Genomic DNA, 26,975 nt, shown 5'->3' on the forward strand with positions numbered 1-26,975 from the left:
GGACCCAAGCGCTTGCGCAGGCCATTCATGCCACTCGTAGCGAGTTATCGTTCGCGATTCCGCTCGGCATTACCCGAGATACTCCAGAGTGTATTTCGCTCGCTTATTGTGTACCGGGTTCCATCAACCCCCGGCTTTCTAGGACAGGGAATAAGCTGCTACTGGGCTCTTTCAACGTATGTTGCATTTGAAATTAAAGTCAGTATATTGAATTCAAATAGCAATGTCAACCATGTAGCAAGGATTCCGCTACGATCCCTTATTTTATTTTCGTGAGACCGTCAGAAGTCAGTTTATAAACAGTTGTGGCGACTTCATGTAAATACCGTCGATCATGCGAAATACTGATAATCACCCCGTCAAAAGCCGTTAACGCGCGGCAGAGAACAGGAGTCGTCAAAGGACTGATGTTTCGGGTCGGTTCATCCAGTATCAAGATTTCGCACTGATCCAAAATCATTTTTAACAAGAGCAATTTCGCTTTCTGTCCCCCAGACAAGTTTTGAATAGGTTGATGCATCTCATCTTTTGTAAATTTCATATTCCCTAAATGCGTATACGCTTTTGTAATCGCATCTTTATTCCCCGTTCTATCCAAGAATTCAATCGGTGTTTGGGTTGAATTCAGCCGGTCTTCATAGTTTTGGGGCATATAACCGATCTTGAATGACGAGTGCTGACCGAGCTCATCCATGATTTTTTTCAACAACGTGGTTTTTCCGACCCCATTTTCTCCAATAATCGCAACTTTTTCTGGCCCCTTGATCGATAAATGAATCTGTTTTAATAGCTGTTTGTTCGCTATTTGCAATCCTACCAATGAAAAGTCGATGATTTGTTTACTGCCTGGCACATGTACCGCAGAATCAAATCGGAATTCGCTTGCTTCTTCCGCACTTGGAGCCTCTATAAACGTTTCGGATGATTTCTCCATGCGCTCTCTTTGATTTTTCAGAGACTTGATTTTCTTTTGGAGACGCGGATCTGACCGAGATACGTTCCGATGTTGATGCTCTGCCTTATTCCAAACGTCACGCCATTTCTCCATTTGCTTTCGATGATCAGAAGCTTGCTTTCTGGCTATCTGTTCTTGTTTGTTCAAGTGGCTCGTGCGATTCGCGATGTAATTCTCATAGGGTTCTCTTGAAAACGTATATTTGGGTACTTGTTTGCGCTTCGTCAGTTCCATATGAAGGATACCGTTTGCTGTATTCGCAATAAATGTTTCATCATGCGATACATATAGAACAGGAATAGCCGTCTGTTGAATAAATTCTTCCAGCCACTCTATCGTTTGAATATCCAAATCATTCGTGGGTTCGTCCAGCAATAGAACATCAGGCTTCTGTGCTAACAGACTTAAAAAGCGGTATTTGAAACGCTCACCCCCGGACAGAACCCCCATCCTTTTATCTGAATCCAATGCATGAATGCCGAGGTCATCCATCGCTCTCACCAATTCTTTGGTCCATTGATTTTCCATAAAAAAATCGGCGATGGACATTTGTTTTTCTTCGTCCGATAGCTCCTGTGAGAGAAATCCCATGGAACATTCGTTTCTCCACACGTTACCTTCATATATGCAATACTCGGCGATCATTTGTTCCGCGTATATCAATTTTAATAAGGTGCTTTTTCCATTTCCCTCTTCCCCGATGATAGCAATCTTGTCACCGGTTTGCAGGGTCAAATGCAAGTTTTGAATGAGAGTCCTGTCGTCTTTTTTGGTGGTAATCGTGATATTGTGCAGTTCAACCATGTGGATTCCCCATTTCGTTTTTACGTTTCTCGTCATTTACTCTTTGTTCATCTGTATCACCCCCTTTTTTGACAACAAAAAAAGATGCTCCTGTCCAATAAACAGAAGCATCTTGCTCTCGTACTAGAAATCACTATATGAAAAATAGATCATACAGGAATTCAAGCTATACATTTGCGGGTGAATTTGGCTTCTTGTTTATTTATTATGGGATTGGCTTTTCCAATAAATAAACAATGGCGCAAATGATTCACCCTCCGTTCTAATTAGTTGCCTTCAATATAGCATGGTCTTCTAAATATTGTCAATGAAGCTATTCAACCAAGGCTAGCAATTGGGCAAGCTTGTCTTTGAGGGGGGAAGATTCCTTTTTTACTGCCTGTGCGAGCTTTTTGTTCCCGCCGAAAAGTCGATAAATAACGCTTTCCCGATGGTAATCCTCCATCACTGAAAGCTCCTCTATGAGTGCATCCACCAGTTCGGCACGATTGAATGTGACATTTTTCAAAGGCTTCGCCGAGTCGCTACTGCCAAGCACCAGAGAGACGAGTACGGGGATATTCTCTACGGTTACACCATGCGCCTCCATAAAAGCTAGGGCAAAATCGTCCTGAGCAGACTGATGCTCCGTGTCGACCAGCTCCATATAGCGGCGAAAGAGTGGAAAATAATCGCTGCTAGACAACCCGAGAGCCAATACCGCATAGGTGCCAGGCATGACGGATTTCTCACTAGGCTCTACATCCCCGTACCATGCGAACTCTTCCATCGCAAGCTCCGCATATTCGGCGATTTTCGGATATAAGACAGGATAACGGGACGCATTGGCAAAAAACTGGTGGAGACCTGACTTCGCCAGCTTTTTTACGGGCAGGTAGTGCTTTTCGCTACTCTTCAGCTTGAGCTTGTACCCTTTCGGAAAGCCTTCACGCAAGAGTCCGTTGATAAAATCGATGGCTTCACCGTAGGCGGCTTCTTCCTCAGTCACGATACGGATGTCGATCGCTTGTAAAACGTCATTGGCTTTTGCTTGAATCAGACTGCTTTTATACTCGTTTTCAAAGCGACCGCTGCCACGTTTTACATAGTCCGTAGCCCGCTTGGAGCCAAGCTGAACAGCGAGGTCCAAAAACTTCTTGCGGGTGTCAGGTTCCTTGTTACCTATTGCGAGAGCGACGTATAGGAAAAAGTCCAGCTCCTCTGCTTTTGGTTCCTGACGCTCCTGCTCGGGTTTCAAAACCCAGTCCAATCCATAATGCCCGGTACGATCAAAAAATTTGACTAAAAAACGCTCATCAGCCCAGCCTTTTAAAGCCAAGGCAGAGTGGTATGTCCACGAATCACTGCGTTCTTTATTAGAGCGCAGCTTTTCGCTAAGACGCTGGATGAGTGGTTCGATAAGCTCCTGCTTTTGTTCCATCAAGTCGGGATTGACGAGACAATGAGCGAAGAAGAAATCGTCTCTTTCTTTCGGACGCACAGGAAGCTCCGCTTTAATTTTTGTCTCGATAAATTGATCCAATGCTTGTTTTAGACTCTCGCGTTTTCGCTCGTTTATGAAATGGCGAGAATGGCATTGCACCGATTGTTTCCACTCGAATTCGAAGACGAGCTCGAAGCGGTAATTAAAAAAGTGAGAATCATAGTCGGTGGAATGGAACAAGGCCTCCATTCGATCACACAGTGCGGGAAAAAACTCTTGCATGAGGATTTCCTCTGTAAGCTCCTCGATATAAGAGCCCGCATCGTATTTGTACGAGTCGTCACTCCAACTGAATGGTTCATGGACATCTATGTGGATTTTGCCATTGGCCCAATTGAGCTTTCCTTTTCTCCACGCCACTCTCAGGTAGTCTTTGACCCCTGCCTGCAGTAGACTCCAGTCTTTGATCTCGTTGATCCGTTGGTTCTCTTTTTGGTAAATTTCTTGGATGGAAGTCCATACTTCGTTTAGAAATGCTTCTGCTGCCTGATTCATTGACTGACTCTCCTCCTTGCCAAAACACCTTAGCCGATGACTTTGACGACATTGCCCTCGCTATCGGTAATATTGGTTTTCACAATATGAATGGCAATTCCTTTCAGGGAAGGAATCTCAAAGCTGCTTTCCTTTGGAAGCAACTGCTTGGTAAGCGCAAGCGTTGTCGCATCATCGAGAACAAATCGAATGACGTCCTCTCCTGGAATACACGCTGGCTTCTCTCCTGCCTCAAATACAACGCGGACATCAGGTCCCACAAGGCTCAGGCTTTCCCCTTTGCGCATACGTCCGCGGAGAATTTTTCCGATGACTTCCGCTTGCTTAGCTCCCAGCCTCAAGGTCGAAGGCGTTTTTTTCAAGAAGCCATTTTTTCCTGGCTCCCATCCAAGCTGGCTGACGAACAAATAAGCAGTGCTGGAGCCTTCTTGTTCCATTCCTTTTTGAACAGCATCAGTTACCGTAGAATGGCGAAGGAGAGAATCCCGCTCGAGATCGGTTATGTAGAAAGGCATGTACGGCAAGCCAGATTGAAGTACGCCACGAGTATTCCAAGCCATCATCGCATCGAGTTCATCACCTGTGATCCCAACCATTTGCAAAAATTGCACCCGCCCATTCGGCGTATCCATTTCGGCAAGCTGAGGGTCTGTCACAAAAGCGAGCGCAGTCAGTTGGGTATCGGCGCCCAAGCATATCGGACCGTTTGCATCTAAATGATCACCTGCTTGAAACACATTGCCTGTGTTGAAGACGTAACGCCCCATATTTTGAAGCAGATTCAGCGCCCAAGCAGGCGGTTCTTCCTCGTCGTCCTTTCGTGCCAATCGAAACGTCAATTCAAAGCCAAAACCGCTTTCCTCTTCATTTTCGGACTCTTTTTCATACAATTCGGTAAATCCATACGTGACAAAATGCCAATGCGGGTTAGGCTCGTCCGATATATAGGCGCTTATTCCATCTAATGGATCGTTTCCACCCAGCGCATACGAGATAAGTGTGCCGTAATGTTTGGGCTCCTGCTCTCCATAAATCTTTCTCATCTCCTGATCAATGGCATCCCAGCCCGCTGACATCATTTCATCGTTCATTTCTTCGCTCATCTCTCGTGCCTCCCATGTCATGACTGTCTTAACAATAGCCAAAATGAAATTTGGATACTCTAGTAGACGGTCAATACCACTTAGCAAATTACATCGTTCTCATTCCCTTCTATTCAAAAGTCTTTAATAGGTTTGTGCTATCCCATTCGGAACAACTGGCTTCGATAACCAGTGCTGGTCGGTTTGTACATGATTTTTGCGCACAAACTTGGCGGCAGAGTGTTTAAAATCTTCGTACGGAAACCTCTCCGCTACTCGTACAACGTACCCCTCCTGCTCTCCACCGAAGACAGATTGTTTGGTGTAGCAACTTTTTATGGTCTCTTCCCTCCAAATCCCTCTGTATAAGACAGGTGCTGTTTCCAATCCAAGTAGTTTGGCCCATTCTACCGTTTCATCCCACGACAAGCATTCATTGTTTTCATTCCAGATCGAGAACACGTAGAAATAGCTCGTTAGATGTCCGTAATAGATAGAGTGCAGCGCATATACATTTTCCCCACATATTCTCCAGCCTTCCGGGATATGAAACGAAATCGTCCCGTGCAGCATCTTTACCCAATGCCTGGATGCATGATCTTTGCTATCGAGTGACCGTGCATGGATATGGTTTCGGTACAGCGTGGTATTTTCTCCATCCAGCTTTTCTGTCACGACTACTTCTTTTCCCTCGAAATGACAAACCGTTCGCAGGATTTTATCATCGTCAGTTCTACTTCTTGACCAGGGTAAATGAAAGGTTCTCGGATATTTTTTCAACATCGTTATTCACCTCCTTATTTGGCATAGGCATCTCCTTCCTTGAAGAAGTACAGCTTCCACAGGTACTCTTCGCCCAACAAATGATAAATCTCGGAAATATCTTGCTGCGTTCCGTAGTTAATCTTCATGTGCATTTGAATCAGGTTGACGACTTCGAAGATAAAATCATCGTCGAATCCTAATTCTTTTAAGAAATGGCAAGCAATTTGTGCAGATACATGCTCATGTCCGAAGTAGGAGTAATGGCCTTTCATCGGCTTGTAGGTCTTGCAAAATGGTTTTCCTGTATCGTGAAACAAGGCGACCACTTGCATGAGAAATTTGTCATCTTCCGTGTAAAAGGCGTTTACATAATCGAAAACATGATAGGTATGCTTGCACAAAGGGTACTGATGGTAAGGATTTTCCTGATTAAATTGATACATCTCTTTGAAGATCGGAATGGCATTCAGCCTATCGAACAGCTCTTCATAGGAGGGTTCATTTTGAAGCAGCTGAACGAACTCTTCTTTTTCAATGGCATATGGAACTGGCTCGTGCAAGAGATGAATGTGATCCCAGCCTTCATTCTTGATGGGAAAATGGAAGTTTTTCCGCATCTTCGCCAAGATGTATTCGTCTACGGTTCGCTTTCGGGCTCGATTGCGCTCTTGGCAAACGGAATAGGGAACATCGACGTAATAGCATTCCTTCTGGACATCGGGAAACTTGGCCAGGACCTTCATTCTCTTCTCTCTGTCAATATTGGTTGCGTCTAAGATGACATTCCTTCCATTCGCCAGCTCCGTTGCGATTTTCGAATAAACCTCAAAAAATACTTGCGCCGACTTTTTTTGTTTTCGCTCATCACCGAATAAGTTCTGGCGAATTTCATCCGTAGACACGATGATTGCCCGTTCCTTTTTGGCAATTTCTTGCGCCCACTTGCTTTTGCCACTGCCCGCAATGCCTGACAGGACGATTAATTTCTTTTTCACTTATATCTCACCTCCTTTCAATGAAAACAAATTATTCGACATGCTTTTCCAATATTATACACACTTCGCGTATGGATGGCACCCTTCTTTGTTCCTAGATTCTCCGTTCTTTACAGCCACGGACCAAAGAAGTTCTGGACAGCTTGCTCGGAATAGCTATCTTCCCCCCGCCAGTTCACGACGGCGAAAAAGTCATTCTTCCCGCCACGGCCTGGTCTGTCCTTGCTTGGAGCCAAGATCCCAGCGGATGCAAGAATTTCCATAAAGACATCCCGTTCGTTCTTGCTAGATGGAAAGACACCCTGGAGGCGCTTCTCCAGTTGACGAGCGGCATCGGTTGGTTCACTGCTGGCGATGATGGCTAGCACCTGACGGAGGATGGCTACATCTTCTTCCTGTACCGTAAGATTGTCTTCTTTGCTTACTAGCTCAAGATCAAGCATGAGGTACGGTAGATAGTTCAGGCGAATGCCGCCCCACTTGATTCTTTCAAAATTCAGGACATTCAAATCTTCGTCAGTATATAGCTCTCGCCCAGCGATATAGTAACGGTCGCATTTATGGCAGTCCCCGTACATGGCAAAATAGGTACCGTTTTCTGGATTTGTATACTTCCCTGCATTACTTTCAAACGTATGAGCCGTCAAATGCTCCGTCAAGGACCAACTAGACAATGCGCTGCGTAGGTACACCTTTCGCGTCGAGAGACTGTGCAAAAACGCTGTGGTGACTTGCTCTTTTGTCACTTTTTCATGCAAAGCAATGATTTTATCTATGCATTCCTCGTGACTGATCGTTAGCGGGTCAAACATAAGGCCTTTGCTTTTTGCGTATTCAAAATCTGCTCCCGAAAAATCGTATGGGCGACTCTTCCAGCCGTTGCTGCTCCAAAATGTCTTCATCAAGATTTGCTTTGCTTTTTTATCCATAAAGGAATTCTCCTTTTTCTTCAGCTTTCCATATTTTAGCGCAGAGCGGACGTATGAAAAAAGAGTCCAACGTGTAAAAAATCGTTGGACTCTGATTGCGTGCTATCAGGTACCGCAAAACGTTTGGTAAGAACGTGCTGATTCCGCTGGTAAAGTCGTGTATTCCACCTGTTCAGGTGTGAACGCATAGGGATCAGAAAGGACTGTCAGGAGCCGTTCCATCACCGTGTAGTCGCCCTCTTTCCATGCTGCTTCCAATGCTTCTTCTACCCGATGGTTCCGCGGAATGACTGCCGGGTTGTTCTTTTTCATTCCCTGTTGAACCGCGTCGGTGTCTTCTGGCTGTCTCGTTAGTCGTGCTTTCCACTGCTCATGCCATTCCGTGAATTCACTCGTGCCAAACAGCACAGTCTCTTCTGGTTGATTAAGCGTGAGAGCACGGAATGTATTCGTATAATCTGCACGGTGCTCCTTCATCATGTTGAGCAAACCCTCGATCAACGCTTCGTCTTGTTCCTCTTCGTTAAACAGACCAAGCTTTGCCCGCATTCCTGTGAGCCAATTGCTATGATACAGCTTGCTAAATTCGGCAAGGGCATCTTCGGCTATTTTCACTGCCTGCTCTTCATTTTCATGCAGCAACGGCAATAAGCTTTCCGCAAAACGAGTAAGATTCCACACAGCAATGTATGGCTGATTTCCGTAAGCATAGCGGCCCTGAACGTCAATAGAGCTAAATACCGTTGCAGGATCATAGGTGTCCATGAAAGCGCAAGGGCCATAATCAATGGTTTCGCCACTGATCGCCATGTTGTCGGTATTCATGACCCCGTGGATAAAGCCCACAAGTTGCCACTTGGCAATCAACGCTGCCTGACGCTGGATGCCCCCTTTTAGTAGGAGGAGATAGCGGTTTTCTTTTGCCTCTATCTCTGGAAAATGTCTTAGCAATGTGTAATCAGCTAACGCGCGGAGATCTTCTATGGAACAAAATCTTGCCGCGAATTGGAACGTACCTACTCTGATATGACTGGCTGCGACACGCGTCAAAATGGCACCAGGCAGCTCTGATTCGCGATAAATAGACTCCCCGGTTGTCACTACTGCAAGGCTGCGAGTCGTAGGAATGCCGAGTCCATGCATGGCCTCGCTAATGATGTATTCGCGCAGCATTGGGCCAAGGGCTGCTCTACCATCGCCGCCGCGTGAATAAGGTGTTCTGCCTGAACCTTTTAGTTGGATGTCGAAGCGCTCGCCTGTAGGCGTAATCTGCTCACCAAGCAGGAGAGCACGACCGTCGCCTAGCATAGTAAAATGGCCAAACTGATGCCCCGCATATGCTTGAGCGAGAGGCACTGCGCCTTCCGGGGTTTTGTTACCCGCGAGCATGGCTATGACTTCTTCGCTTTGCAGAGCTTCGACATTCAGCCCTAGTGATTTTGCCAAACGTTCATTGAGAATGGCAAGCTTTGGCGAGCGTACTGGCGGTGGATTGAGCCTAGAAAAAAATGATTTTGGCAGCGTTGTATAGCTGTTCTCGAAGTTCCATCCCGGTTCGATTGTTGGTTTTTTGTCAGTCATTGTATCTCCTTTTATCGATTGGCGTTATTTGAATGGAGGTAATTGTACGCATGATACATTTTGCCAATTTATTATACCCTTTTCATGCAAGATAGGAGCACATTCGCACATTTTTAGCGCACTCCTCGCCGAATATCTTTCATGAGTTGGGGGAAAAATACCATTTACATAAAACCAAAAGGTGTTATATCATCATAAAAGAAAAACCAAAAGGTGTTATATTTTTCACTACGAAACGGAGAGATTTTATCGTGGAACAGAACAGTCAACAAGCCGTAGAGGATATTAAGCAAACCATCGTTTTCGACGCCCCTATTCAAAAGGTATGGGAGAAGGTATCCACTGCGGAAGCCATCTCAGCTTGGTTTATGCCAAATGACTTTCAGCCTGTAGTTGGTCATGAGTTTCATATCCAATCCCCTTTTGGCCCTTCTCCATGCAAAGTGCTGGAAGTAGAAGCACCACATCGCCTTTCTTTTGCTTGGGATACAGACGGTTGGGTTGTCTCTTTTCTTTTAAAAGACCTGGGAGATAAAACGGAGTTTACCCTCATTCATGGTGGATGGAAAGCGGCAGATGAGATCATCGAAAAAGCAAACGCGAAGAGCGCAATGATTCGCGAGAAGATGAATCAGGGTTGGGTTGGTATTGTTCATGAGCGTCTGAAAAAGGTTGTGGAAGGCTAAATGTCTGCCTCAGCAGAAAAGGTTGATGTATTTCAAGCGATCGCTGACCCTACTCGTCGAGAAGTGCTTCGCTTGCTAGCTGAAAAAGAATTGCCGATCTCAGCAATTACCTCTCATTTCCCCATAAGCCGAACGGCTGTGGTCAAGCATCTTCATATACTTGCTGACGCAGATTTGGTTACGGGACATAAGGTTGGTCGTGAGAAAATCTATCGTTTGCATCCCGGTCCCCTGACAGAAGTAAAACAGTGGCTTTCCTTTTACGAGCAGTTTTGGAACAATAAGCTGTCTATGCTGAAGCACTTAGTAGAGACCGATGGAGATACGACGTTAACTGTCGTGCAGTCGGAACCAGATCAAAAAAGGAAATAGTTTGTCATGCCTTCCCTCTTGATCGATTGACCAAAGATCAAGAGGGTTTTCTTTGATCAGGCAGTATGGATAGAAAAAAGACTGCCGATTGCTCGACAGTCTCGCTCGTTCGCTTGCTTATTCAACAGCTCGGTCAGTTCAGTGGATTCGGTCAAATGCAACGGTGCCGTTCCATAAGCTTTCCCATCTTCTGAATCAAACATATGGTTTTTGTTGTCTCCGCTCAATACGAAGAATAGTGTCTTCGCCTTTACTTCTGTTTTGTTATCTGTATGAACAGTCGCTGGCAAAGTGTTTGTCGTTACTTCAGCGTAGTTGAATTCAACTGCCAAAGCCTCTTTCTTGTCCTTCTCCACCGCTTGGGTGCTCTCGTCAAAACGCATCTGGTCCGCAGGTGTTTCAAAACGTTTGTTCATGAGCGCAAGAATTTCCTTGAACTTGTTATCTTCCGGCTTCAGGGATGTTTTTACCCCTTGCTTGTATACTACGATTTCTTGTGGAGCAGCGATCACCTGTTGCTCTTCTTTTTTCGCTTCTTCAGGTTTTTGCGTAGTTGCTTCACCCGCTGGCTGTTGGGTGCCAGTTGTCGATTGATTTTGATTTGTTGGTTGCTCTGTAGGCTGCGTGTTGCCGCAAGCAGTAAGGACTGCTAGCAGGAGTGCAGCTGGGATCAATGCTGACTTTTTCATGTTGAGGACCACCTTTTACATATTCTCTCCACTTTTATACGCGAACACGCCCGTGTGGTTGAACGAGATGTGGAGTGCTTTTGACCAAAGCATTATATTACAATAAAATTAACCTTGCAAATAATCACCAATTCTTGTCTTCGTGCAAGCAAGCCATCATGAATGGGAAAGATGAGAGAAGGCAGTACCATTTGGACGACGGACTCATTTTATAAGGAGATACTTCATGACTCATCAAAAGATCATTCATTTCAGTGATAAGGACTTGGATGGCGTATCTTGTGCAATCCTGAGTCAAATTGCTTTTTCCAATCAAGAAGTCGATTACCGCGGAGTGACTCCTTACACTGTCAATCAAGAAGTTCAAAAGTTTCTCGAAGAAGAGCTTACCCCCGATATGTATGTCGTGATTACCGATGTAAGTGTCAATAACGAGGTCGGATCGCTCATTCAGAAAAAGGTCGATCAGGGACATGTATTTGTCTTGATCGATCATCACCCAACTGCCTTGCCGTTGGCTTCCACGTACGAATGGGCAAAGGTTATTACGGAAGAATCAGGGAAAAAGACTTCGGCTACGAGCCTTTATTATGATTATCTGGTAAGCCAGGGATATCTGACTCCTACAGGCGTTCTCTCTGACTATGTGGAGCTGGTTCGTGCCTTTGATACGTGGGACTGGGATGCAACCGGTACGGTACAAGCCAATCAACTGAACATTTTATTCTATATGGTCGAGCGAGACAGCTTTATTCAGAATGTGCTGGGACGCTTGCGTGGTGAAGGTACGCATACGGATCAGTTCGTATTTGACGAAGTAGAATCGATCCTCATCTATACAGAAGAAAAGCGTATCGATGAATTTGAGCATAAAAAGCTGAAGCAAATGAAGCTAATTCCGGTAGAGATTGATTTAGACGAGCCAAAAACGTATCAAGTTGGCGTGGTTTTCCTCGAACAATATCACTCCACGACAGGCAATTTCTTATGTAAGAATGCAGAAATGATTGATTTCGTTGCGATGCTCGATCCTGGGAAAGGTAGAATCAGCTTTCGAACGATTCGAGAAGACGTGGATCTGTCTGTGATCGCCCAGCATTACGGTGGTGGCGGTCATCCAAAGGCTTCCGGATGTTCCTTTACAGGCGTTACGTTAAAGGCTTTCGTGTACCCTGCTTTACGAACGAATTAGAAAGGTGAGGAAACCAAAACGGTTTTCCCCACCTTCTTCTTTTTTTTAGAGACTTTTTATCCAACTACAATTCAACGATTTTTGTAGCGATGTTATTACAAAACTCCCTGTCATGCTCCACAAAAAGAATCGTTGGCGAGTGTTCAAGGAGCAGCTCTTCAATTTGCATGCGAGAAATGACGTCAATAAAGTTTAATGGCTCATCCCAAATATGAAGATGGGCTTTCTCGCAAAGACTTTTCGCAATGAGTACTTTCTTCTTCTGTCCGCCACTAAAAGCAGAGATATCCTTTTCAAATTGCACACGGGAAAAGTCCAGCTTGCGCAAAATCGATTTAAACAGGCTTTCCTCAATCTCATTGTCCCGGGCAAAGTCAGTTAGATTGCCCTTTAAATGGGAAGTGTCTTGAGAAACATACGAGATTTTCAGTTGACTTCCCTTTCTGAATGTCCCCGTATGTTGAATGTTCTCCCCGCAAATGAGCTTGAGAATGCTGGATTTTCCTGAACCATTCTTTCCTGACAGCGCTATACGCTCTCCTTGGTCAATCGTAAAGCTGACATCTGCGCAAACTAGCTTCTCTCCGTAAGAAATCGAGACCTTCTCCAGTTCGGCCAGTTGATTTTTATGATAAGCAAGCTGTGCAATCTTTAAGCTTTCCTGGTTTTCAATGTTTTTCAGTAGCTTGGATTTTTCATCAATAGCGGATTGCTGTCTTTGCTCCATCGATTTGGAGCGTTTCATCATTTTCGCAGCCTTGTGGCCAACATACCCTTTGTCTAATTTGGAACCGGAATTCAATGTTCCATTTTTCGTCTTTTCCACAGCGTCCGACCAGTTACTTGTGCGTTTGGCTGCGTCTGACAAGCGTTTTATGTCTTTTTTGAGCTTCTCATTCTCAGCGAGCTCATAGTTATCCTGTCTCTGTTTATTTTCCCACCAATCGGAGAAATTCCCTTTTTGCACCTCAATGTTCGTCTTGTTTATGGACAGGATATGGTCGACACAGTTGTCTAGAAATGCGCGGTCGTGGGACACCAGAATATAACCGCTTTTGGAATGAAGATAATCACTGACGAGCTCCCTTGCATGCATGTCGAGGTGGTTGGTTGGCTCATCAATTAACAAAAAACTGTTTTCCTTTAGAAATAAGGCGGCTAACATCACTTTCGTTTGCTCCCCGTTAGACAAAGATTCAAAAGGACGATATAGAACATCGTCTGAAACCTTTAAGAGGGAGAACTCGCGCATTAATTCCCATAGCTGATAGTCCGGGACAATGTCTTGAACGATATCAAGGGTAAGATATTCTTTGTTCTCGACTCGGAAAGGAAAGTATTCAAAGCTGACTTGAGCACTAATCTTTCCACTGTATTCATACTTACCAAGCAACAGGTTGAGAAAAGTCGTCTTCCCCCTCCCGTTTCTTCCCGTAAAGCCCAATTTCCAATCCGTATCGATTTGGAAGCTCACATTTTCAAAAATGTTATCAAAACTGCCTTCATAGGCAAACGTCAAGTTATTTACACTGATTAATGACATACAATCATCCCCCTGTACGCAAAAAAATAGAAAAGCTACAAGAAAGTTACTCTCTTGTAGCTCAAATAAATACAGCAAATCCAACTCAAAAAAATGGAGTTAGATAAGGATATATTGTTTGAGTGAAGAGATATAAGTAACTTTCTTGCACATAAAGAATAAAACACGCGAAAGATATCGCTGTTTGTTTTATTTTTTAAGCAAGAAAATTATCCATTATACTCTTCAGCTCCAGTCATTAAGTTATCAGCATCATATCATATTCATTTGCACCTTTCAACAAGGAATATTTCCGTTTTTTTACTGTAGCTTCTATTGAAAACACGTGTTCCTTGGAACAATCCTCTCGATCGACAATTTTTCAGCAAGAAATTTTTTCCATATAGAGCAGGAAGTTTCAAATTCACCCAGAATTCTCATTATTGAAATTCTTTTAATTATTGCAATTATACGGAGGAGTTAAACTATGAAAAAAGTAGTCAGAGGCTTGGGTATTCTCGTGTTGGCATCATCATTCCTGTTCGTCCCGACTCAAGCAGCAGATGCGGTAGGAAAAGGAAACGACTCTAACGCCCGTCCACAAAAATATATCTTTGATGGAAACTGGAAGTACGGTGATACGTTAGTAGTGGCATACGATACGTTCTTTCCGAATGGATGGATTTCGATTGAAAAAGAGCCACATCGTGGAACACAGCTTGGATATGAAGTAGCGAAATATATTGTTGGCGCTAATTATGGGCAAGTAGAAAGAAGCTTGAGCTTTAACATCCCTTCTGGTTGGGTAGAAATCGGTCGAGGTTATAACAGCAAGAGACAAGCTTATATCGATATCAGAAATGAGAATAAAAAACGGTACCAACCTCAAGAGCTGGAGAATAAATGGGTCGGTACCGGGGTGCCTGTACCATATGGCTGGGTCGTGGTAAATGTAAATCTCTATGAAAAACAAATCGTAAATATCACCAGTATCCCTACTGAATCCAGCATTGAAGCGGTCAAACACCCTTCGCCAGCCTTTGCTTATGAAATCCCAAGAGGCTGGGAAATCACTGTAGATGGAGAGCATTCTCGAATTCTCACAAGAAAGTACTAATCATAACGGATACAATCTGTTACGAAATGAGATCATGAAACGGCCTGTAGGTAGCACGATGGAAAACCATTCGTGTAACCCACAGGTCGTTTTCGTTATTTGAAAGGAAAGCTATCCTGCGTTTTCCAAACAGAATTAAATTCAGTAATTTCAGTATTGACTAAAATAACTGAAATTACTTAAGATAATACACATAACATCTTTTAGGAAGTGATGCACATGAAAAAGTCTGCTTTGATTAGTGCTGTGCTCTTGTTTATCACTATACTCGTAGGGGTTCTTGGCACGTACAGCATCATGATTGCACTACCACTTATTGGAGAGGAATTACATCTGAATCCAGTGGAACAAGGTGCGATCATGAGTGTATATTTTTTAGGCTTCGCGATTTTCACCATTCCTGGAGGGATCATTGCTGATAAACGAGGATCGAAGCAAATTATTGTAATCAGCGTGGTACTGTGGGCAATATTGACTGCGCTTACAGGGGCGGTCACAAGTTTTGCAGCCTTACTCGTTGTCCGTTTTTTGTTGGGGGTTATCGATGCCCCACTAATGCCTGCTATGTATAAAGCGATTGCCGAACGAACACCTGCAAACATCCGTACGACCACAATATCCATCGTTTCATCAGCGGAACCAATTGGGTCTGGACTTGCCCCTTTTCTCGTAGCACCATTGATTGCAATACTGGGATGGCAGGAAGCTACTTTTGTTACAGCATCAATCGGCCTGCTCTTGGTCCCCATTCTCTTGATATTCCTTCCCCGTCCTTTCGTAATGGAACAACCTTCAAGCTCAGATTCAAGCTCAACATCAAAATCGAATCCTATCCCTTTACTATCTCTTTTACGTAACATCGATTTGTGGAAACTAACAGGTATGCTCAGCGGAATTAATATCGTGATGATTGGATGCATGACATGGGTACCTACCTACTTAACAACTGAAAAACATCTCGCTATTACCGAATCGGGCTTATATGCATCGCTTCCTCTTCTCATTTCCATGCTTGGCTATTTGGTAGGCGGTTGGTTATATGACCGTTATTTTTATCAAAAGTTTCGAACGCTGGTCATTCCGTCCATTCTGGTCTCAGCGATTTTCCTTACGCTTATGATCCTAACTGACGATGTCAACCTGTTTATGTTGTTTGAGTCTATTTCTTTGTTTTTTCTATCCCTTACCACTCAACCTATTATTGGACTTACCATGCGTCTCATTCCCTCAGATGCTATGGGCACTGCTACTGGAATTCTGTTAACCGGAGGAAAGCTGGCAAGTATTTTTACACCAATCGCGATGGGCGCATTCATTCAGGCGTACTCCTATCAAGCCGGTTTTTCCCTGCTGCTAGTAGGTGCAGGAATCTCTTTTGTTTCATCCATTCTTATCCATTTCAAAAGGAGTGAGTAGCTTGACTGATTTCATTCAAAAACTGCTGCAAGAAATGCCTGATTTCTCACATTTTCTAACTATTGAAGAATTGGACACCTCTTCCCGTGAATTAGCAGCCGCCTATCCACATCTTGTTACGCTCAGTACCATCGGTCACTCAACAGAAGGACATCCCATCCTTATGCTGCGAATTGGAAATGGCCAGCATCGCGCGCTGTTCGTCGGTTGTCCGCATCCAAATGAGCCGATTGGAGCTCTATCGCTAGAGTATCTCAGCAAAAAGCTATGTGAGGATTCTGCCCTATTAGAGCAAATGGATTATACCTTCTATATCATCAAAGAAATCGATGTAGATGGTTGCCGACTGAATGAGGGTTGGTACCGCGGCCCATTTTCTCCAGATCGCTACATCCGCAGCTACTATCGTCCCAGTATGCTCGAGCAAGTTGAATGGACATTCCCGTATGCGTATAAAACGTTGAGCTTCAGCGAGCCCATTCCTGAAACCGTAGCATTTATGCGGGCGATTGATGAAGCCAAGCCGCATTTCCTCAACAGCTTGCACAGCTCCGATCAAACGGGAACATTTTATTATGTATCGACGCCTCTTCCCGACGCATTGTGCCAACAGATCGTAAAACTTACCCATGATCATCAATTACCGCTGATGATCGGCGAACCAGAGGCACCATTCATGCCCCCTATCCAACCCGGTTTTTATCAGCTACCTGAGCTGTCTTCTATGTACGATTACTACCAAAGCATCCTGCCTACTGGAGAAGACCCTGCAAAAGCAATCCTCATGGGGGCTCATCCCGCGATTATGCTGGGACACGTTACAATACCTTTTGCCTAGTTTCGGAAATATCGTTGTTTACGGATCCAAGGATGGGAGATAAATCTGAAACCACTCATAGCTACAAGGATGCTACGCTGGACATAGCCAAACTGGAAGGTGAGCATTTTGCATTTTTATCCAAACAGTACCAAAGCGCACAGGCATTCATAACGATCCCAACCAAATTTCAGCGATCTGTAGAGGATTTTCTGATCGGTATGGAGGAAGTTCGAGCCCATCATTTAAAATCAGCTGAAAGTGATGAAACTTTAGCACGCTTCGCGACAGTAGCTGAATTGTTTGACTTGAAACTACGCACTTTATGGACTTCTCTATGCTGCTGCAGCATGCAGATCCGCATGCTGGATGCCCAGCCCGACAACATCACCCTTTCAGAGATTCGAGCAGAATCAGAAAAATGGCTGGATCAAGGCTTACAAGAGCTACTCTCCTTTTTTAATTGGTCGATGCGTCCACTACGCGAATTGTGCGGTGTCCAGCTAGGTTCTGCCTTGATGATAATGGAGCATCTTCGTCAAACCAATGATAGCACCGCTACGCCACTAAAATAAGGAATGATGTGAGCGCCTGTCAGCAGACCAGGCGCATTTTCTTTTGTTATTTTCTGAAGAAAGCGATGACTATTGATAGTATAATAGACAAAAGCATGGATATCGGGCAAAACGAGGAAAAAGGAGTCTTGAAGTTGGACAAATTAACGGCGGAAACGATGCAATTGATTGAAGAAATGGCTCTCCATCACGAAAATCAAGGATTATCCAGAATTGCTGGCCGGATTATAGGACTGTTGATGGTCTCGCAGGAACCCCTTTCATCCGAACAGATTGCCACTACATTGCAAGTCAGTATAGGCAGTGTATCTACCAATATGCGCATTCTTTTAAAAATGGGAATCGCGGAAAAAAAGAGTGTGACAGGCGACCGTGTGAGTTATTACATCGTGGCACCAGACGCAATTGAGGAAGAGTTTATACAGGGTTTAGAGCGAATATTATCATTAAAGAATATCATAGAAAAAGGAATGCAAATTGAAAATTTGAAGGAAAGTGAGTTAGTTATGCAGCGGTTTCATGAGATGCTGGAAGCAATTGAGCTATACAGGGAATCTCTCAATCAAATGCTCGCTGAGTGGAAGTCTCGTCGCATGTAACATCAAAGAGCTCGTATCAATATCGTATCAAATGAAAAGCAGAAAAGGCAGCTTTGGCGCTGAAAAGCCACGGGCTGCCTTTTTCAAAAAAGGATGGGTATCAATCATTTGACTGGCGATAACTCGTTTTCCGTCACCCATTTATAATTTTTGACCTCTCCACCACCCGATGTGGGCGTGTAATCGACCATATATACCGTAGTTGATTCGACAGTATCGAGCTTCCCTGTTGCATCCAGCATCCCTTTCACATGATCAGCCTTCAGAATAACTTCTGTTCCTGGATCATACGGCTGCTTGATGTGATTTTTGATCTCTTCCTGAATGATCCATTTATAATTCTTCACTGGTGGTTCCCCTGTTGTAGGCGTATAGGTAACACTATAGGCCGTCGTATCGTATGCCGCCACAATCTTTGCTTTAGCCCCCTGCATCCCCGGAACATGATTCGCTTTTAGGATGACTTCACTTCCAATAACATAGGTAGGCTTTGGTACAACCTCTACTCCCTCCGGAACATTCGGTTTTCCAAAATTGCATCCACTTATCCCCATAATTGCAATCAGCATCAACGAAATTAGTCGCAGCCTTTTCAAGTCGACACCCCCGAATTCGTAGTTGTCTGCTATCGTGTTTTCCGCTATCTGTCAATTATTATGGATACGGATGGCATACCTTATCCACCCAGTGCTATTGAAAAGCATCCTTGGAAGGAACCGACAAATCTCGCCCCATTCATACTCGACCTTTGGCGGTACTTGGCTGTACACGGTCCTGATGACGATTCCATCCTCTTCTAGCTCACGAAGCTGCTGTGTCAGGATTTTTTGGCTAATGTCCGGCATTTGTTTCTTCAATTCACTCGTTCGTTTGGGGCCGTAGTATAACTGACATAAAATCAAGGTTTTCCATTTGCCACCTAAAACGATTAGTTTGAAATGCATATCGATCCTAATTAACCAGGCACATTGAAAGTATAAAAACAGCCTACAATTTTGAAAAATCTTGAAACCCTCGGCCTTTAGCTTGATTTTGTTAAGAAAATAGTTATAATTACGTTCAAAGGATTAAACGAATGAACAAAAGAGGTGGATTGAATGAGCCAACAAACCGAGCATGTTCTACAACAATTTAAAGATTGTATCCCATTATTGGAAGTACTGACGGATGAAAACCGTCAAGCCATTATTATGCTGTTGGCGCAGAACAAATTAGGACTCAATGTTAATACGATATCAGGCCATATGAGTTTGTCTAGACCAGCTGTATCCCATCATTTAAAGGTATTGAAACAGTCTGGTTACATTAAAGCCGAAAAAAAAGGTGTAGAAAACTATTATGTATTAACTGTCCGTAAACCTCTTGAACAACTCAAATCATTAATTACTTCCGTTGAATACGCATGCAATTTATCCGATGACCCTAAGACCTGAAGGAAATACTGTAGGGAAAAACTTATTATGCACAATTGGTTCATTAGTTTAAACCAATAATCGCAAAGGAAGTGATTTGAAATGAAGGCTATGATCATTGAGAAATACGGGGAAAATGTTCCATTAGTGATGTCCGAACAACCAATGCCTACTATCGGAGAACATGATGTTCTAGTGGAAATTCATGCAGCCAGCTTAAATCCTATTGATTTTAAGATTAAGGAAGGGAAAATGAAATTCCTGTTGAATTACAGGTTTCCTCTAATCTTAGGAAATGATTTCTCCGGTGTTGTAGTCAAAGTTGGTGATCGTGTGAATACTTTTAAACCCGGAGATGAAGTTTACGGGAGACCCCGCAAAAACCGAATCGGAACATTAGCCGAATTTATTGCTGTTCATGAGGATGATATTTGGCTGAAGCCGCAGGGTCTAACCTTTGAAGAGGCAGCATCGATACCGCTGATTGGACTTACGACTTACCAAGCTTTTGTTGATATATTAAACCTTCAAAAAGGCCAAAAAATTTTGATTCACGCTGGTTCGGGAGGCGTAGGAACCTTCGCCATCCAACTGGCCAAGCTAATGGGCGCTTTTGTAGCCACAACAGCAAGCGAAAAAGGCTATGAATTGGTCAAATCGTTGGGGGCCGATCTAATTATTAATTATAAAAAAGAGAATTTTGAAGAAATGCTTACCGGATATGACGCTGTTTTTGATACTTTAGGTGGAGAAGCCTTGGAAAAATCATTCCGTATACTGAAACCAGGCGGACAAATCGTATCCATCTCCGGCATGCCAAACGGCAGATTTGGAAAAGAAGCGAAATTGGGTTGGATGAAAACAATAATTTTGTCCATCGTAAGCCGTAAGATCAAAGCCCAGGAGAAGAAGAGCCAAACGAGGTATCACTTCCTTTTTATGAAACCGAGCGGAGAACAATTGAAGGTTTTAAAGGAATTTATTGAAGAAGGTCTCATTAAGCCTATTATTGATAAGGTGTATCATTTGAAAGATGCCGATCAAGCATTTAATTACCTGGAAAGCGGAAGGGCCAAGGGAAAAGTAGTCATTAGAATAAAGTAATTCTAGAAAAAATCCAACTGATATCCGTGAATGACAACAGCGGTAGTCTAACACTTTATTTTCAAAGAACACTAGTGTTGCTTCAGAAGGAATTTGGTATGTATGCTTGAGCTTTGGTCTCATCGATTGGCTATCCTCCCCTATTACTTACGATTTTTACAGGAACCTTTTTGTTCCTATGTTACTTTTTGGTATCAATAGCACAAAAAAGTGCGTACTTTTCATTTTCCATTATATGGTGCATGATTCGGATATACCAGCACCTTAGAAGATGGACGCCCATCTAACATACAAATGACTACAAAGATAGAGGGTGTATAAAAATGAGAGTACTGACAGTTGTTACTCATCCACGAACCAATTCCTTGACCTTTGCCGTTGCAGAACGTTTCGTTCAGGGACTAAAGGATGCAGGACATGAGGTTGAAGTATTGGATTTGCATCGCAGTGGTTTTCACCCTGTTTTATGGGAGGAAGATGAGCCAGATTGGAACAATGGAGATAAGAAATATTCCGAAGAGGTCGAGCTTGAAATGGAGCGCATGAGAAAACACGACGCGTTAGCCTTTATTTTTCCGATCTGGTGGTTCAGCATGCCGGCCATGTTAAAAGGATATATCGATCGCGTCTGGAACAACGGGTTTGCCTATGGCTCACGCAAGCTGCATCATAAACATGCATTGTGGATCGGTCTCGCAGCTGCTCCAGAAGATCACTTTCAAAAAAGAAATTATGACCAAATGATGGCGCACCACCTCAATGTCGGAATCTCCAGTTACGTCGGAATCGACGATTCGAGAGTTGAGTTCCTCTATGACACCTTGACGCAAAATCCAGCGCATATCGAGCAGCTGTTGGACCGTGCTTATCACCTGGGATTCCATTATGGAAAGAAAGAGAGCCTGAAAATATAAAAAATATCATTCTATCGAAGCCAACGGTGGGCGTTGCAACTTTATCGCCCACCCCTTCTGATTTACCGGATGTTTAAACAATAAAAAAGAAAGCCCCCTTTTTCTCATGAGAAAAAGGGGGCTTTCAACTATGTGACGCGTTACGCAAGTACCTCAACAGTAAAACCACCAGGAGCTTTCACATAAAACGTCCACCCATGCGATCTTACTGGCGGCGCTACTTTGTAACCATCTTCTTTCAAGCGTTGATTGATTTCATTTACTTTCTCTTCGCTCTCTTGGATGAAGCCGATATGAAATGTCTTGGGATATTGGACTTCGGCACCCTTCATCAAGGTAAACACCAGACCGTTATCGTCAAATAGGACCCTAAAATTATCGCCACGAGCATCCTCCGACGTATCTAACTTTTTTAGGCCAAAATATTTCTCCAAGAAACCCGCAGCAGCTGGAACATCCGTAACGGTAAGATTGACGTGATTCAATTTCATAATGACCACACATCCTTTGCACGAGATTAATTCAAGCGTAGCACATTCATGCAAATGCCAATCTTGATAGGCTCAGAGGCAGATCATTGTCATGAAGATCCGTCACATATCTTTAAGGTTTCAGGATCATTCTATTTGCTCACAGCAGCTACTTTGATTTGTTTACGATATGAATAGCATGGCCTAACACCGCTTCGGCAGCCTCCAGCCATACCTCGCTTAAAGTGGGATGCGGATGCATGGTTAACGCCACATCTTCTACACGCGCAGCAAGCTCAAGTGCCAGTACGCCTTCCCCAATCAGGTTCGATGCATCAGCACCTACAATGTGCATTCCCAACAATAAATGACTTTCTTGATCCACTATCACCTCAGCAAAACCTTCTCCTTCATCTATGGCGAGTGCTCTGCCATTCGCCCGATAAGGGAACGTCGCTGCCTTGACCTTGTACCCTTGAAGCTCTGCCTCATCGCGTGTCATCCCCACACCAGCTATTTGCGGCTCAGTAAAAATCACATAAGGTACAAAAGGGGAATCTACGCTGCTAGGCAGCCCTGCGATCACCTCGGCTGCCACAATCCCTTGCTTCGCCGCACGATGGGCTAACGCAGGGCCAGGTGTTACATCGCCGATGGCATAAATATGCGCCTTGTTCGTACTGCCAGTCGATGTCACGGGAATATAGCCGCGCTCGTCCATTTCTACTCCCGCCTGCGCAAGTCCGAGTTCACCTGTGTTCGGCACTCGACCAATGGTGACGAGGGTTTTATGTGCAGTGATACTTTCGGAACCGTTCTTTTCCGAAGTGCATACGAGTGTGACTCTTCCGTTCGCAACCTCAGCCTTCTCTACTTTTGTCGCAATCTTGACCGTCATCCCGAGCTGTTTCGCCTGCTTGAGCACTTCCTGAGAGAGATGGGCGGCTGTTTGCGGCAAAATGCGCTCCGCTGCTTCAATGATGGTCACCTGCGATCCAAGCTTGGCGAACGCCATCCCGAGCTCCATTCCAATATAGCCGCCGCCGATTATGGCCAGTGTTTCCGGTACGTCATCCAATGCCAGCATATCAGTAGAATCCAGAATATATTCTCCATCTGTTTTTAAAAACGATGGAATGAATGGACGTGATCCTGTGGCAATGATCGCTTGTTTGCATTTGTATGTTTCAAAATCGCCACCCGTCTCTACGCCAATCCGATCACTTGAGAGAAATGTCGCTGTTCCCTTCACGACTGTAACCCCATTGGCCTGACAGAGATAATCGACCCCTTTGTTCAATTGAGCAACGACAGAAGACTTCCACGTCTGCCAGCTCGGCATATGGAAGGTTGCTTTCCCTGTCGGAAGCTGGATTCCAAGCTTATTTAGACGATTTAGCTTGTGGTATTCGCCTGCTGTATGAATCAAGGCTTTCGACGGGATGCATCCGCGATTTAAGCAGACTCCACCCAGAACCTCCTTTTCAATCAGAACAACCGATTTCCCCAGCTGTCCGAGACGAATAGCGGCTGCATAACCTCCTGGCCCACCACCGATGACAACTACATCTGTTTCGACTGCTACTTCGCCGACTACCATCTATACCATCTCCGCAAACAATAGATTCGGATCTTCCAGCAGCTCCTTGATCCGGTTGGTAAAACGTACTGCCGTCACGCCATCGATCAGGCGATGATCAAACGAAAGTGACAGGTTCATCATCCAGCGAATAACGCCTTCATCCTCACGCACGACCCAGCGCTTCTCCATTTTATGCAAACTGATAATTGCTACTTCCGGGTGATTAATGATTGGCGTGGCTTGCAGTCCCCCTATTGGCCCTACATTGCTGATCGTGAAGGTGCCACCTGTAATGTGCTCCATGGTCAATTTTCCTTCGCGAGCCAAGCGTGCCAGTTGATCGATTTCTTCCGCGAGTTGAAAAATCGATTTGTGGTCTGCATCCTTGATGACTGGTACGATCAAGCCCTCAGGCGTATCCGTTGCAATGCCGATATGGTAAAAGCGCTTGAGCAAAATTTCATTCGTACGTTCGTCAATCGATGCGTTTAGCGTCGGGAATTCCTTTAGTGCAATGACCAGCGCTTTGATAAAGAACGGGAGGAAGGTCAGCTTAATATTCCGTTTTTCCGCATGTGGCTTTAGCTTTTCGCGCAAAGCACGCAGCTGATCCATCTCCAGCTCATCGACAGAAGTCACATGCGGGATGATTGTCACTGATTTCACCATATGCTCGGCTATCTTTTTGCGGATGCCTTTTAACGGTAGCCGTTCGATACCTCCCTGCGACGAGGTGACTGCACGAGTAGCGGTTCCTGTTTTCGACTGAACAATCGGTTCCGTCTCAATCGCTACTGTACTTGCCTCCAACAGGCGCTCATTGCCAGTAGCCGATGTCGGAAACTTAGCTGGTGCTGATTTTTGCAATCGATTGGCGAATTGGCGTAAATCTTCTTCCGTCACACGCCCCGCTGCTCCTGTACCTGTGACCAACTCGATATCCAGCATCATTTCCCGCGCTAACTGCCGAACGTACGGCGTGGCCAATGATCGGCGGTGATCAGCACGAGCTGGAGTAAAATTGACTGTCTTATCCGGGTTTACAACCTTTTCTGGATGCTTTGTCTCCGTCTTTACTTCCACTTCCGTACCTGCATCGATCACGAGAAGGGTTGTGCCGACCTCTACTGTTTCCCCTTCTGCTATGAAAATGTCACGAATGATGCCAGTCACTGGCGCAGACAACTCGGCATTCACCTTGTCTGTCTGCACCTCCAGTAGTGGCTGATCCTGTTGAACGGATTCGCCTGTGCGAACCAGTACTTTTACGATTTCTCCTTCATGCATACCTTCTCCCACATCCGGAAGCTTGAACTCAACCATATGACTCGCTCCTTCTCTTAAAACGTAGCCGTTTCCATAATTCCGTCCTTCACGCGTTCAGCCGTTGGCAAATAGTCATCCTCAATGCTAAATTGCGGGACAGGGACGTCAAATCCGGTAATCCGTTTCACAGGAGCCTTCATGTAGATCAAAGCTTCATCATTGATGATGGAAATGATCTCTGCACCCAACCCAGCAGTTTTATGGGCTTCATGTACGACAACTGCGCGTCCAGTCTTTTTGACCGAGGCTATGATGGTATCCCGATCCAACGGATAAAGCGTGCGCAGATCAATGACTTCGCAGCTCAAGCCGTTTTCGCGCTCGATCTGTTTCGCCGCATCCTCTGCGACACGAAGCATCGCTCCCCAAGCAAAAATAGATACATCCGAGCCTTCCTGGACGACCTTCGCTTTTCCGATGGGCACACGGTACATTTCTTCCGGAACCTCTTGTTTAAATGCGCGATAGAGCTTGGTCGGCTCCAAAAAAATAACCGGATCAGGATCTTCCATTGCTGCAATCAGCAAGCCTTTTGCATCATAAGGTGTGCTTGGTGCCACAACCTTTAAGCCCGGTACATGAGCAAAAAACGTTTCGACACTCTCCGAATGCAGCTCCGGACCGCGAATCCCTGCCCCGTACGGCGTGCGTATGACCATCGGGACATGGTACTGTCCGCGAGTACGATAGCGCATGCGTGCAGCATGAGAAACAATTTGCTCAAAGCCTGGGTAAATAAAGGCAAGGAATTGAATCTCGACCACAGGAATTTTCCCGTTCATGGCAAGACCGATCGCTGCCCCGATGATTCCCGCCTCGGCTAGCGGCGTGTCCACTACACGATCCGGACCGTATTTGTGAACCAAATCTTCCGTCGCCCGGAACACACCACCATTCACACCAATATCCTCGCCGAGCAGCATGATGCGTGAATCATCTGCCAATTTTTGATCCATGGCCTCCGTGATCGCTTGAATCATCGTCAGTTTGCGTTTCATGCTGGGATTCCCTCCTGCTTCGATGGCTTGACGAGCTCGCTCTCTTGTTCCGTTGCCATCCACGATGGTTCAGCGTAGACGTGCTTGAACATGTCTTCCGGTTTGGACTTCGGATAGCTCTCTGCTTCCACAAGAGCTGCATCGATTTGTTCATTCACGCGTGCCATCAGCTCATCTTCCCTCGTCTCATTCCACAATCCTTGATTCTCCAGAAACACACGCAAACGTTGGAGTGGGTCGCGCTCTTGACGCCATTCCTCGGACAAAATCTCTTGATCCCGGTATTTCTTCGGATCATCTGCGGTTGTGTGTGCGCCATAGCGGAATGTCACCGCTTCGATCAACGTCGGTCCCTTCCCTTCCAACGCACGTTGCATGGCTTCTTTCATGGTCAGCCAAACAGCGAAGATATCATTGCCGTCGATCCGAACCCCAGGGATATCATAAGCGGCCGAACGCTGTGCAATCGTTTTCGATGCAGACTGCTGTGAAAACGGAACGCTGATCGCGAAGCCGTTGTTTTGGCAGAAGAAAATGGTCGGCGTCTGAAATACGCCTGCAAAATTCAATGCCTCATGGAAATCTCCCTCTGAGCTTGCTCCGTCACCAAAGTAGGCGATGCTAACATGCTGTTCGTTTTGCAGCTTGCTCGCCCAAGCAGTCCCTACCGCATGAACCATTTGAGTCGCAATTGGTACACATGGCGGCATGATATTCAAATGTTTCGGACTGATACTCCCTTCCATGTGGCCCATCCAATAGAGGAACACCCGTGCCATGGATTGACCATGGACGATCGCTGCCGCATGGTCTCGGTAGGTTGGGAAAAGCCAATCTCCAGGTGTTAATGCCATCGCGCTGCCGACTTGCGAAGCTTCCTGCCCTTCAAAAGGAGCATACGTCCCCATTCTTCCTTGTCGTTGCAGGTTAATCGACTTGCGGTCAAACTGCCGAACCAGCACCATATTTTCATACATCTTGATCATCGTCGCCTCGTCTAAAAGCCCCTTGAGATCGCTTACCAGCTCACCCGCTGGACTCAATACCTGATATAATGAAGACATGGAAACATCCCTCGCTTTTTCGATGAAAAAC

At 45.0% G+C, this 26,975-nt stretch carries 27 protein-coding genes and 1 other annotated feature (1 of these 28 cut by a window edge); of the genes, 11 read left to right on the plus strand and 16 right to left on the minus strand.

The genetic code is table 11. The features are described from left to right. Positions 1 to 184 (minus strand) — a binding site (T-box leader); it reaches 46 nt to the left of the window's first position. A gap of 75 nt (positions 185 to 259) precedes the next feature. The 7 genes from HP570_RS11220 to HP570_RS11250 form a co-directional block, all read right to left on the minus strand. After that, positions 260 to 1,759, minus strand: a complete 1,500-nt coding sequence (locus HP570_RS11220) for an ATP-binding cassette domain-containing protein (protein WP_173625814.1) — start codon at positions 1,757 to 1,759, stop codon at positions 260 to 262. A 313-nt stretch (positions 1,760 to 2,072) separates the two neighbouring features. Further along, the gene (locus HP570_RS11225; protein WP_173625815.1) at positions 2,073 to 3,737 is read right to left on the minus strand and encodes a DUF6138 family protein; all 1,665 of its coding nucleotides are present in this window, start codon (positions 3,735 to 3,737) and stop codon (positions 2,073 to 2,075) included. A gap of 29 nt (positions 3,738 to 3,766) precedes the next feature. Further along, positions 3,767 to 4,828, minus strand: a complete 1,062-nt coding sequence (locus tag HP570_RS11230) for a suppressor of fused domain protein (protein ID WP_173626139.1) — start codon at positions 4,826 to 4,828, stop codon at positions 3,767 to 3,769. A gap of 135 nt (positions 4,829 to 4,963) precedes the next feature. After that, entirely contained in the window at positions 4,964 to 5,602 is a 639-nt protein-coding gene (locus HP570_RS11235) for an RNA ligase family protein (protein ID WP_173625816.1), read from the minus strand. A 14-nt stretch (positions 5,603 to 5,616) separates the two neighbouring features. Beyond that, positions 5,617 to 6,579, minus strand: coding sequence for an AAA family ATPase (locus HP570_RS11240; protein ID WP_173625817.1), 963 nt, complete (start codon positions 6,577 to 6,579; stop codon positions 5,617 to 5,619). A gap of 110 nt (positions 6,580 to 6,689) precedes the next feature. After that, the gene (locus HP570_RS11245) at positions 6,690 to 7,508 is read right to left on the minus strand and encodes a hypothetical protein (RefSeq protein WP_173625818.1); all 819 of its coding nucleotides are present in this window, start codon (positions 7,506 to 7,508) and stop codon (positions 6,690 to 6,692) included. A 105-nt stretch (positions 7,509 to 7,613) separates the two neighbouring features. After that, a complete protein-coding gene (locus tag HP570_RS11250; protein ID WP_173625819.1) occupies positions 7,614 to 9,089 on the minus strand; it encodes a protein adenylyltransferase SelO in 1,476 nt (491 codons plus the stop codon). A gap of 251 nt (positions 9,090 to 9,340) precedes the next feature. Here HP570_RS11250 and HP570_RS11255 point away from each other — a divergent pair, with 251 nt between their 5' ends. Beyond that, positions 9,341 to 9,775 (plus strand): SRPBCC family protein, encoded by a 435-nt coding sequence (locus HP570_RS11255; RefSeq protein WP_016740567.1) that lies wholly within the window; start codon positions 9,341 to 9,343, stop codon positions 9,773 to 9,775. Beyond that, positions 9,776 to 10,147 carry an ArsR/SmtB family transcription factor gene (locus HP570_RS11260; protein ID WP_087347353.1) on the plus strand — a complete coding sequence of 124 codons (372 nt, stop codon included), beginning with the start codon at positions 9,776 to 9,778 and terminating at the stop codon, positions 10,145 to 10,147. A gap of 56 nt (positions 10,148 to 10,203) precedes the next feature. Here HP570_RS11260 and HP570_RS11265 read toward each other — a convergent pair whose 3' ends face one another. After that, on the minus strand, positions 10,204 to 10,836 hold the full coding sequence (locus HP570_RS11265; protein WP_173625820.1) for a hypothetical protein: 633 nt from the start codon (positions 10,834 to 10,836) through the stop codon (positions 10,204 to 10,206). Between the two features lie 226 nt (positions 10,837 to 11,062). Here HP570_RS11265 and HP570_RS11270 point away from each other — a divergent pair, with 226 nt between their 5' ends. Beyond that, positions 11,063 to 12,028, plus strand: a complete 966-nt coding sequence (locus HP570_RS11270) for a DHH family phosphoesterase (protein ID WP_173625821.1) — start codon at positions 11,063 to 11,065, stop codon at positions 12,026 to 12,028. A gap of 64 nt (positions 12,029 to 12,092) precedes the next feature. Here HP570_RS11270 and HP570_RS11275 read toward each other — a convergent pair whose 3' ends face one another. Continuing rightward, the gene (locus HP570_RS11275; protein WP_173625822.1) at positions 12,093 to 13,571 is read right to left on the minus strand and encodes an Lsa family ABC-F type ribosomal protection protein; all 1,479 of its coding nucleotides are present in this window, start codon (positions 13,569 to 13,571) and stop codon (positions 12,093 to 12,095) included. A 466-nt stretch (positions 13,572 to 14,037) separates the two neighbouring features. On the opposite strand from HP570_RS11275, the gene HP570_RS11280 reads away from it, so the two are divergent. From HP570_RS11280 to HP570_RS11295, 5 genes are all read left to right on the plus strand, one after another. Continuing rightward, positions 14,038 to 14,667, plus strand: coding sequence for a hypothetical protein (locus tag HP570_RS11280; protein ID WP_015891064.1), 630 nt, complete (start codon positions 14,038 to 14,040; stop codon positions 14,665 to 14,667). A gap of 219 nt (positions 14,668 to 14,886) precedes the next feature. Continuing rightward, positions 14,887 to 16,083 (plus strand): MFS transporter, encoded by a 1,197-nt coding sequence (locus tag HP570_RS11285; protein ID WP_173625823.1) that lies wholly within the window; start codon positions 14,887 to 14,889, stop codon positions 16,081 to 16,083. 1 nt (position 16,084) lies between these two features. Beyond that, positions 16,085 to 16,921, plus strand: coding sequence for a M14 family zinc carboxypeptidase (locus tag HP570_RS29590; protein WP_254495232.1), 837 nt, complete (start codon positions 16,085 to 16,087; stop codon positions 16,919 to 16,921). 32 nt (positions 16,922 to 16,953) lie between these two features. Beyond that, the gene (locus HP570_RS29595; protein ID WP_254495235.1) at positions 16,954 to 17,475 is read left to right on the plus strand and encodes a hypothetical protein; all 522 of its coding nucleotides are present in this window, start codon (positions 16,954 to 16,956) and stop codon (positions 17,473 to 17,475) included. A gap of 134 nt (positions 17,476 to 17,609) precedes the next feature. Continuing rightward, positions 17,610 to 18,074: a GbsR/MarR family transcriptional regulator gene (locus HP570_RS11295; RefSeq protein WP_254495238.1), complete on the plus strand. Its 465-nt coding sequence runs from the start codon at positions 17,610 to 17,612 to the stop codon at positions 18,072 to 18,074. A gap of 104 nt (positions 18,075 to 18,178) precedes the next feature. Here HP570_RS11295 and HP570_RS11300 read toward each other — a convergent pair whose 3' ends face one another. Then, positions 18,179 to 18,670: a YdhK family protein gene (locus tag HP570_RS11300; RefSeq protein WP_064199544.1), complete on the minus strand. Its 492-nt coding sequence runs from the start codon at positions 18,668 to 18,670 to the stop codon at positions 18,179 to 18,181. 51 nt (positions 18,671 to 18,721) lie between these two features. Then, the gene (locus tag HP570_RS11305) at positions 18,722 to 19,018 is read right to left on the minus strand and encodes a winged helix-turn-helix transcriptional regulator (protein WP_256436235.1); all 297 of its coding nucleotides are present in this window, start codon (positions 19,016 to 19,018) and stop codon (positions 18,722 to 18,724) included. Between the two features lie 153 nt (positions 19,019 to 19,171). Between HP570_RS11305 and HP570_RS11310 the strand changes: the two genes are divergently transcribed. The 3 genes from HP570_RS11310 to HP570_RS11320 all read left to right on the plus strand — a co-directional run bounded on the left by HP570_RS11310 (position 19,172) and on the right by HP570_RS11320 (position 21,504). Further along, positions 19,172 to 19,507 (plus strand): ArsR/SmtB family transcription factor, encoded by a 336-nt coding sequence (locus HP570_RS11310; RefSeq protein ID WP_173625824.1) that lies wholly within the window; start codon positions 19,172 to 19,174, stop codon positions 19,505 to 19,507. An 81-nt stretch (positions 19,508 to 19,588) separates the two neighbouring features. Continuing rightward, positions 19,589 to 20,590, plus strand: coding sequence for an NADP-dependent oxidoreductase (locus tag HP570_RS11315; RefSeq protein WP_173625825.1), 1,002 nt, complete (start codon positions 19,589 to 19,591; stop codon positions 20,588 to 20,590). 323 nt (positions 20,591 to 20,913) lie between these two features. Further along, positions 20,914 to 21,504, plus strand: a complete 591-nt coding sequence (locus HP570_RS11320; RefSeq protein WP_173625826.1) for an NAD(P)H oxidoreductase — start codon at positions 20,914 to 20,916, stop codon at positions 21,502 to 21,504. A 140-nt stretch (positions 21,505 to 21,644) separates the two neighbouring features. On the opposite strand, the gene HP570_RS11325 is transcribed toward HP570_RS11320, so the two are convergent. From HP570_RS11325 to pdhA, 5 genes are all read right to left on the minus strand, one after another. Then, the gene (locus HP570_RS11325) at positions 21,645 to 21,995 is read right to left on the minus strand and encodes a VOC family protein (protein WP_015891057.1); all 351 of its coding nucleotides are present in this window, start codon (positions 21,993 to 21,995) and stop codon (positions 21,645 to 21,647) included. A 148-nt stretch (positions 21,996 to 22,143) separates the two neighbouring features. Then, a complete protein-coding gene (gene lpdA / locus HP570_RS11330; protein WP_173625827.1) occupies positions 22,144 to 23,574 on the minus strand; it encodes a dihydrolipoyl dehydrogenase in 1,431 nt (476 codons plus the stop codon). Next, positions 23,575 to 24,879, minus strand: coding sequence for a dihydrolipoamide acetyltransferase family protein (locus HP570_RS11335; RefSeq protein ID WP_173625828.1), 1,305 nt, complete (start codon positions 24,877 to 24,879; stop codon positions 23,575 to 23,577). Between the two features lie 17 nt (positions 24,880 to 24,896). Then, positions 24,897 to 25,880 carry an alpha-ketoacid dehydrogenase subunit beta gene (locus tag HP570_RS11340; protein ID WP_015891054.1) on the minus strand — a complete coding sequence of 328 codons (984 nt, stop codon included), beginning with the start codon at positions 25,878 to 25,880 and terminating at the stop codon, positions 24,897 to 24,899. After that, positions 25,877 to 26,944: a pyruvate dehydrogenase (acetyl-transferring) E1 component subunit alpha gene (pdhA, locus tag HP570_RS11345; protein WP_173625829.1), complete on the minus strand. Its 1,068-nt coding sequence runs from the start codon at positions 26,942 to 26,944 to the stop codon at positions 25,877 to 25,879. The genes HP570_RS11340 and pdhA overlap by 4 nt, the downstream gene beginning before the upstream one ends. Between the last annotated feature and the right edge of the window lie 31 nt (positions 26,945 to 26,975).

The sequence above is a fragment of the Brevibacillus sp. RS1.1 genome (assembly GCF_013284365.1).
Lineage (GTDB): Bacteria > Bacillota > Bacilli > Brevibacillales > Brevibacillaceae > Brevibacillus > Brevibacillus brevis_D.

Coding starts and splice junctions, on each gene's coding strand:
- pdhA (WP_173625829.1), bottom strand. CDS start 26,944: ATGTCTTCATTATATCAGGTATTGAGTCCAGCGGGTGAGCTGGTAAGC.
- HP570_RS11225 (WP_173625815.1), bottom strand. CDS start 3,737: ATGAATCAGGCAGCAGAAGCATTTCTAAACGAAGTATGGACTTCCATC.
- HP570_RS11325 (WP_015891057.1), bottom strand. CDS start 21,995: ATGAAATTGAATCACGTCAATCTTACCGTTACGGATGTTCCAGCTGCT.
- HP570_RS11245 (WP_173625818.1), bottom strand. CDS start 7,508: ATGGATAAAAAAGCAAAGCAAATCTTGATGAAGACATTTTGGAGCAGC.
- HP570_RS11235 (WP_173625816.1), bottom strand. CDS start 5,602: ATGTTGAAAAAATATCCGAGAACCTTTCATTTACCCTGGTCAAGAAGT.
- lpdA (WP_173625827.1), bottom strand. CDS start 23,574: ATGGTAGTCGGCGAAGTAGCAGTCGAAACAGATGTAGTTGTCATCGGT.
- HP570_RS11230 (WP_173626139.1), bottom strand. CDS start 4,828: ATGAACGATGAAATGATGTCAGCGGGCTGGGATGCCATTGATCAGGAG.
- HP570_RS11275 (WP_173625822.1), bottom strand. CDS start 13,571: ATGTCATTAATCAGTGTAAATAACTTGACGTTTGCCTATGAAGGCAGT.
- HP570_RS11270 (WP_173625821.1), top strand. CDS start 11,063: ATGACTCATCAAAAGATCATTCATTTCAGTGATAAGGACTTGGATGGC.
- HP570_RS11320 (WP_173625826.1), top strand. CDS start 20,914: ATGAGAGTACTGACAGTTGTTACTCATCCACGAACCAATTCCTTGACC.
- HP570_RS11335 (WP_173625828.1), bottom strand. CDS start 24,879: ATGGTTGAGTTCAAGCTTCCGGATGTGGGAGAAGGTATGCATGAAGGA.
- HP570_RS11315 (WP_173625825.1), top strand. CDS start 19,589: ATGAAGGCTATGATCATTGAGAAATACGGGGAAAATGTTCCATTAGTG.
- HP570_RS11250 (WP_173625819.1), bottom strand. CDS start 9,089: ATGACTGACAAAAAACCAACAATCGAACCGGGATGGAACTTCGAGAAC.
- HP570_RS11280 (WP_015891064.1), top strand. CDS start 14,038: ATGAAAAAAGTAGTCAGAGGCTTGGGTATTCTCGTGTTGGCATCATCA.
- HP570_RS11265 (WP_173625820.1), bottom strand. CDS start 10,836: ATGAAAAAGTCAGCATTGATCCCAGCTGCACTCCTGCTAGCAGTCCTT.
- HP570_RS29595 (WP_254495235.1), top strand. CDS start 16,954: ATGGGAGATAAATCTGAAACCACTCATAGCTACAAGGATGCTACGCTG.
- HP570_RS11220 (WP_173625814.1), bottom strand. CDS start 1,759: ATGGTTGAACTGCACAATATCACGATTACCACCAAAAAAGACGACAGG.
- HP570_RS11305 (WP_256436235.1), bottom strand. CDS start 19,018: ATGCATTTCAAACTAATCGTTTTAGGTGGCAAATGGAAAACCTTGATT.
- HP570_RS11340 (WP_015891054.1), bottom strand. CDS start 25,880: ATGAAACGCAAACTGACGATGATTCAAGCGATCACGGAGGCCATGGAT.
- HP570_RS11285 (WP_173625823.1), top strand. CDS start 14,887: ATGAAAAAGTCTGCTTTGATTAGTGCTGTGCTCTTGTTTATCACTATA.
- HP570_RS11260 (WP_087347353.1), top strand. CDS start 9,776: ATGTCTGCCTCAGCAGAAAAGGTTGATGTATTTCAAGCGATCGCTGAC.
- HP570_RS11310 (WP_173625824.1), top strand. CDS start 19,172: ATGAGCCAACAAACCGAGCATGTTCTACAACAATTTAAAGATTGTATC.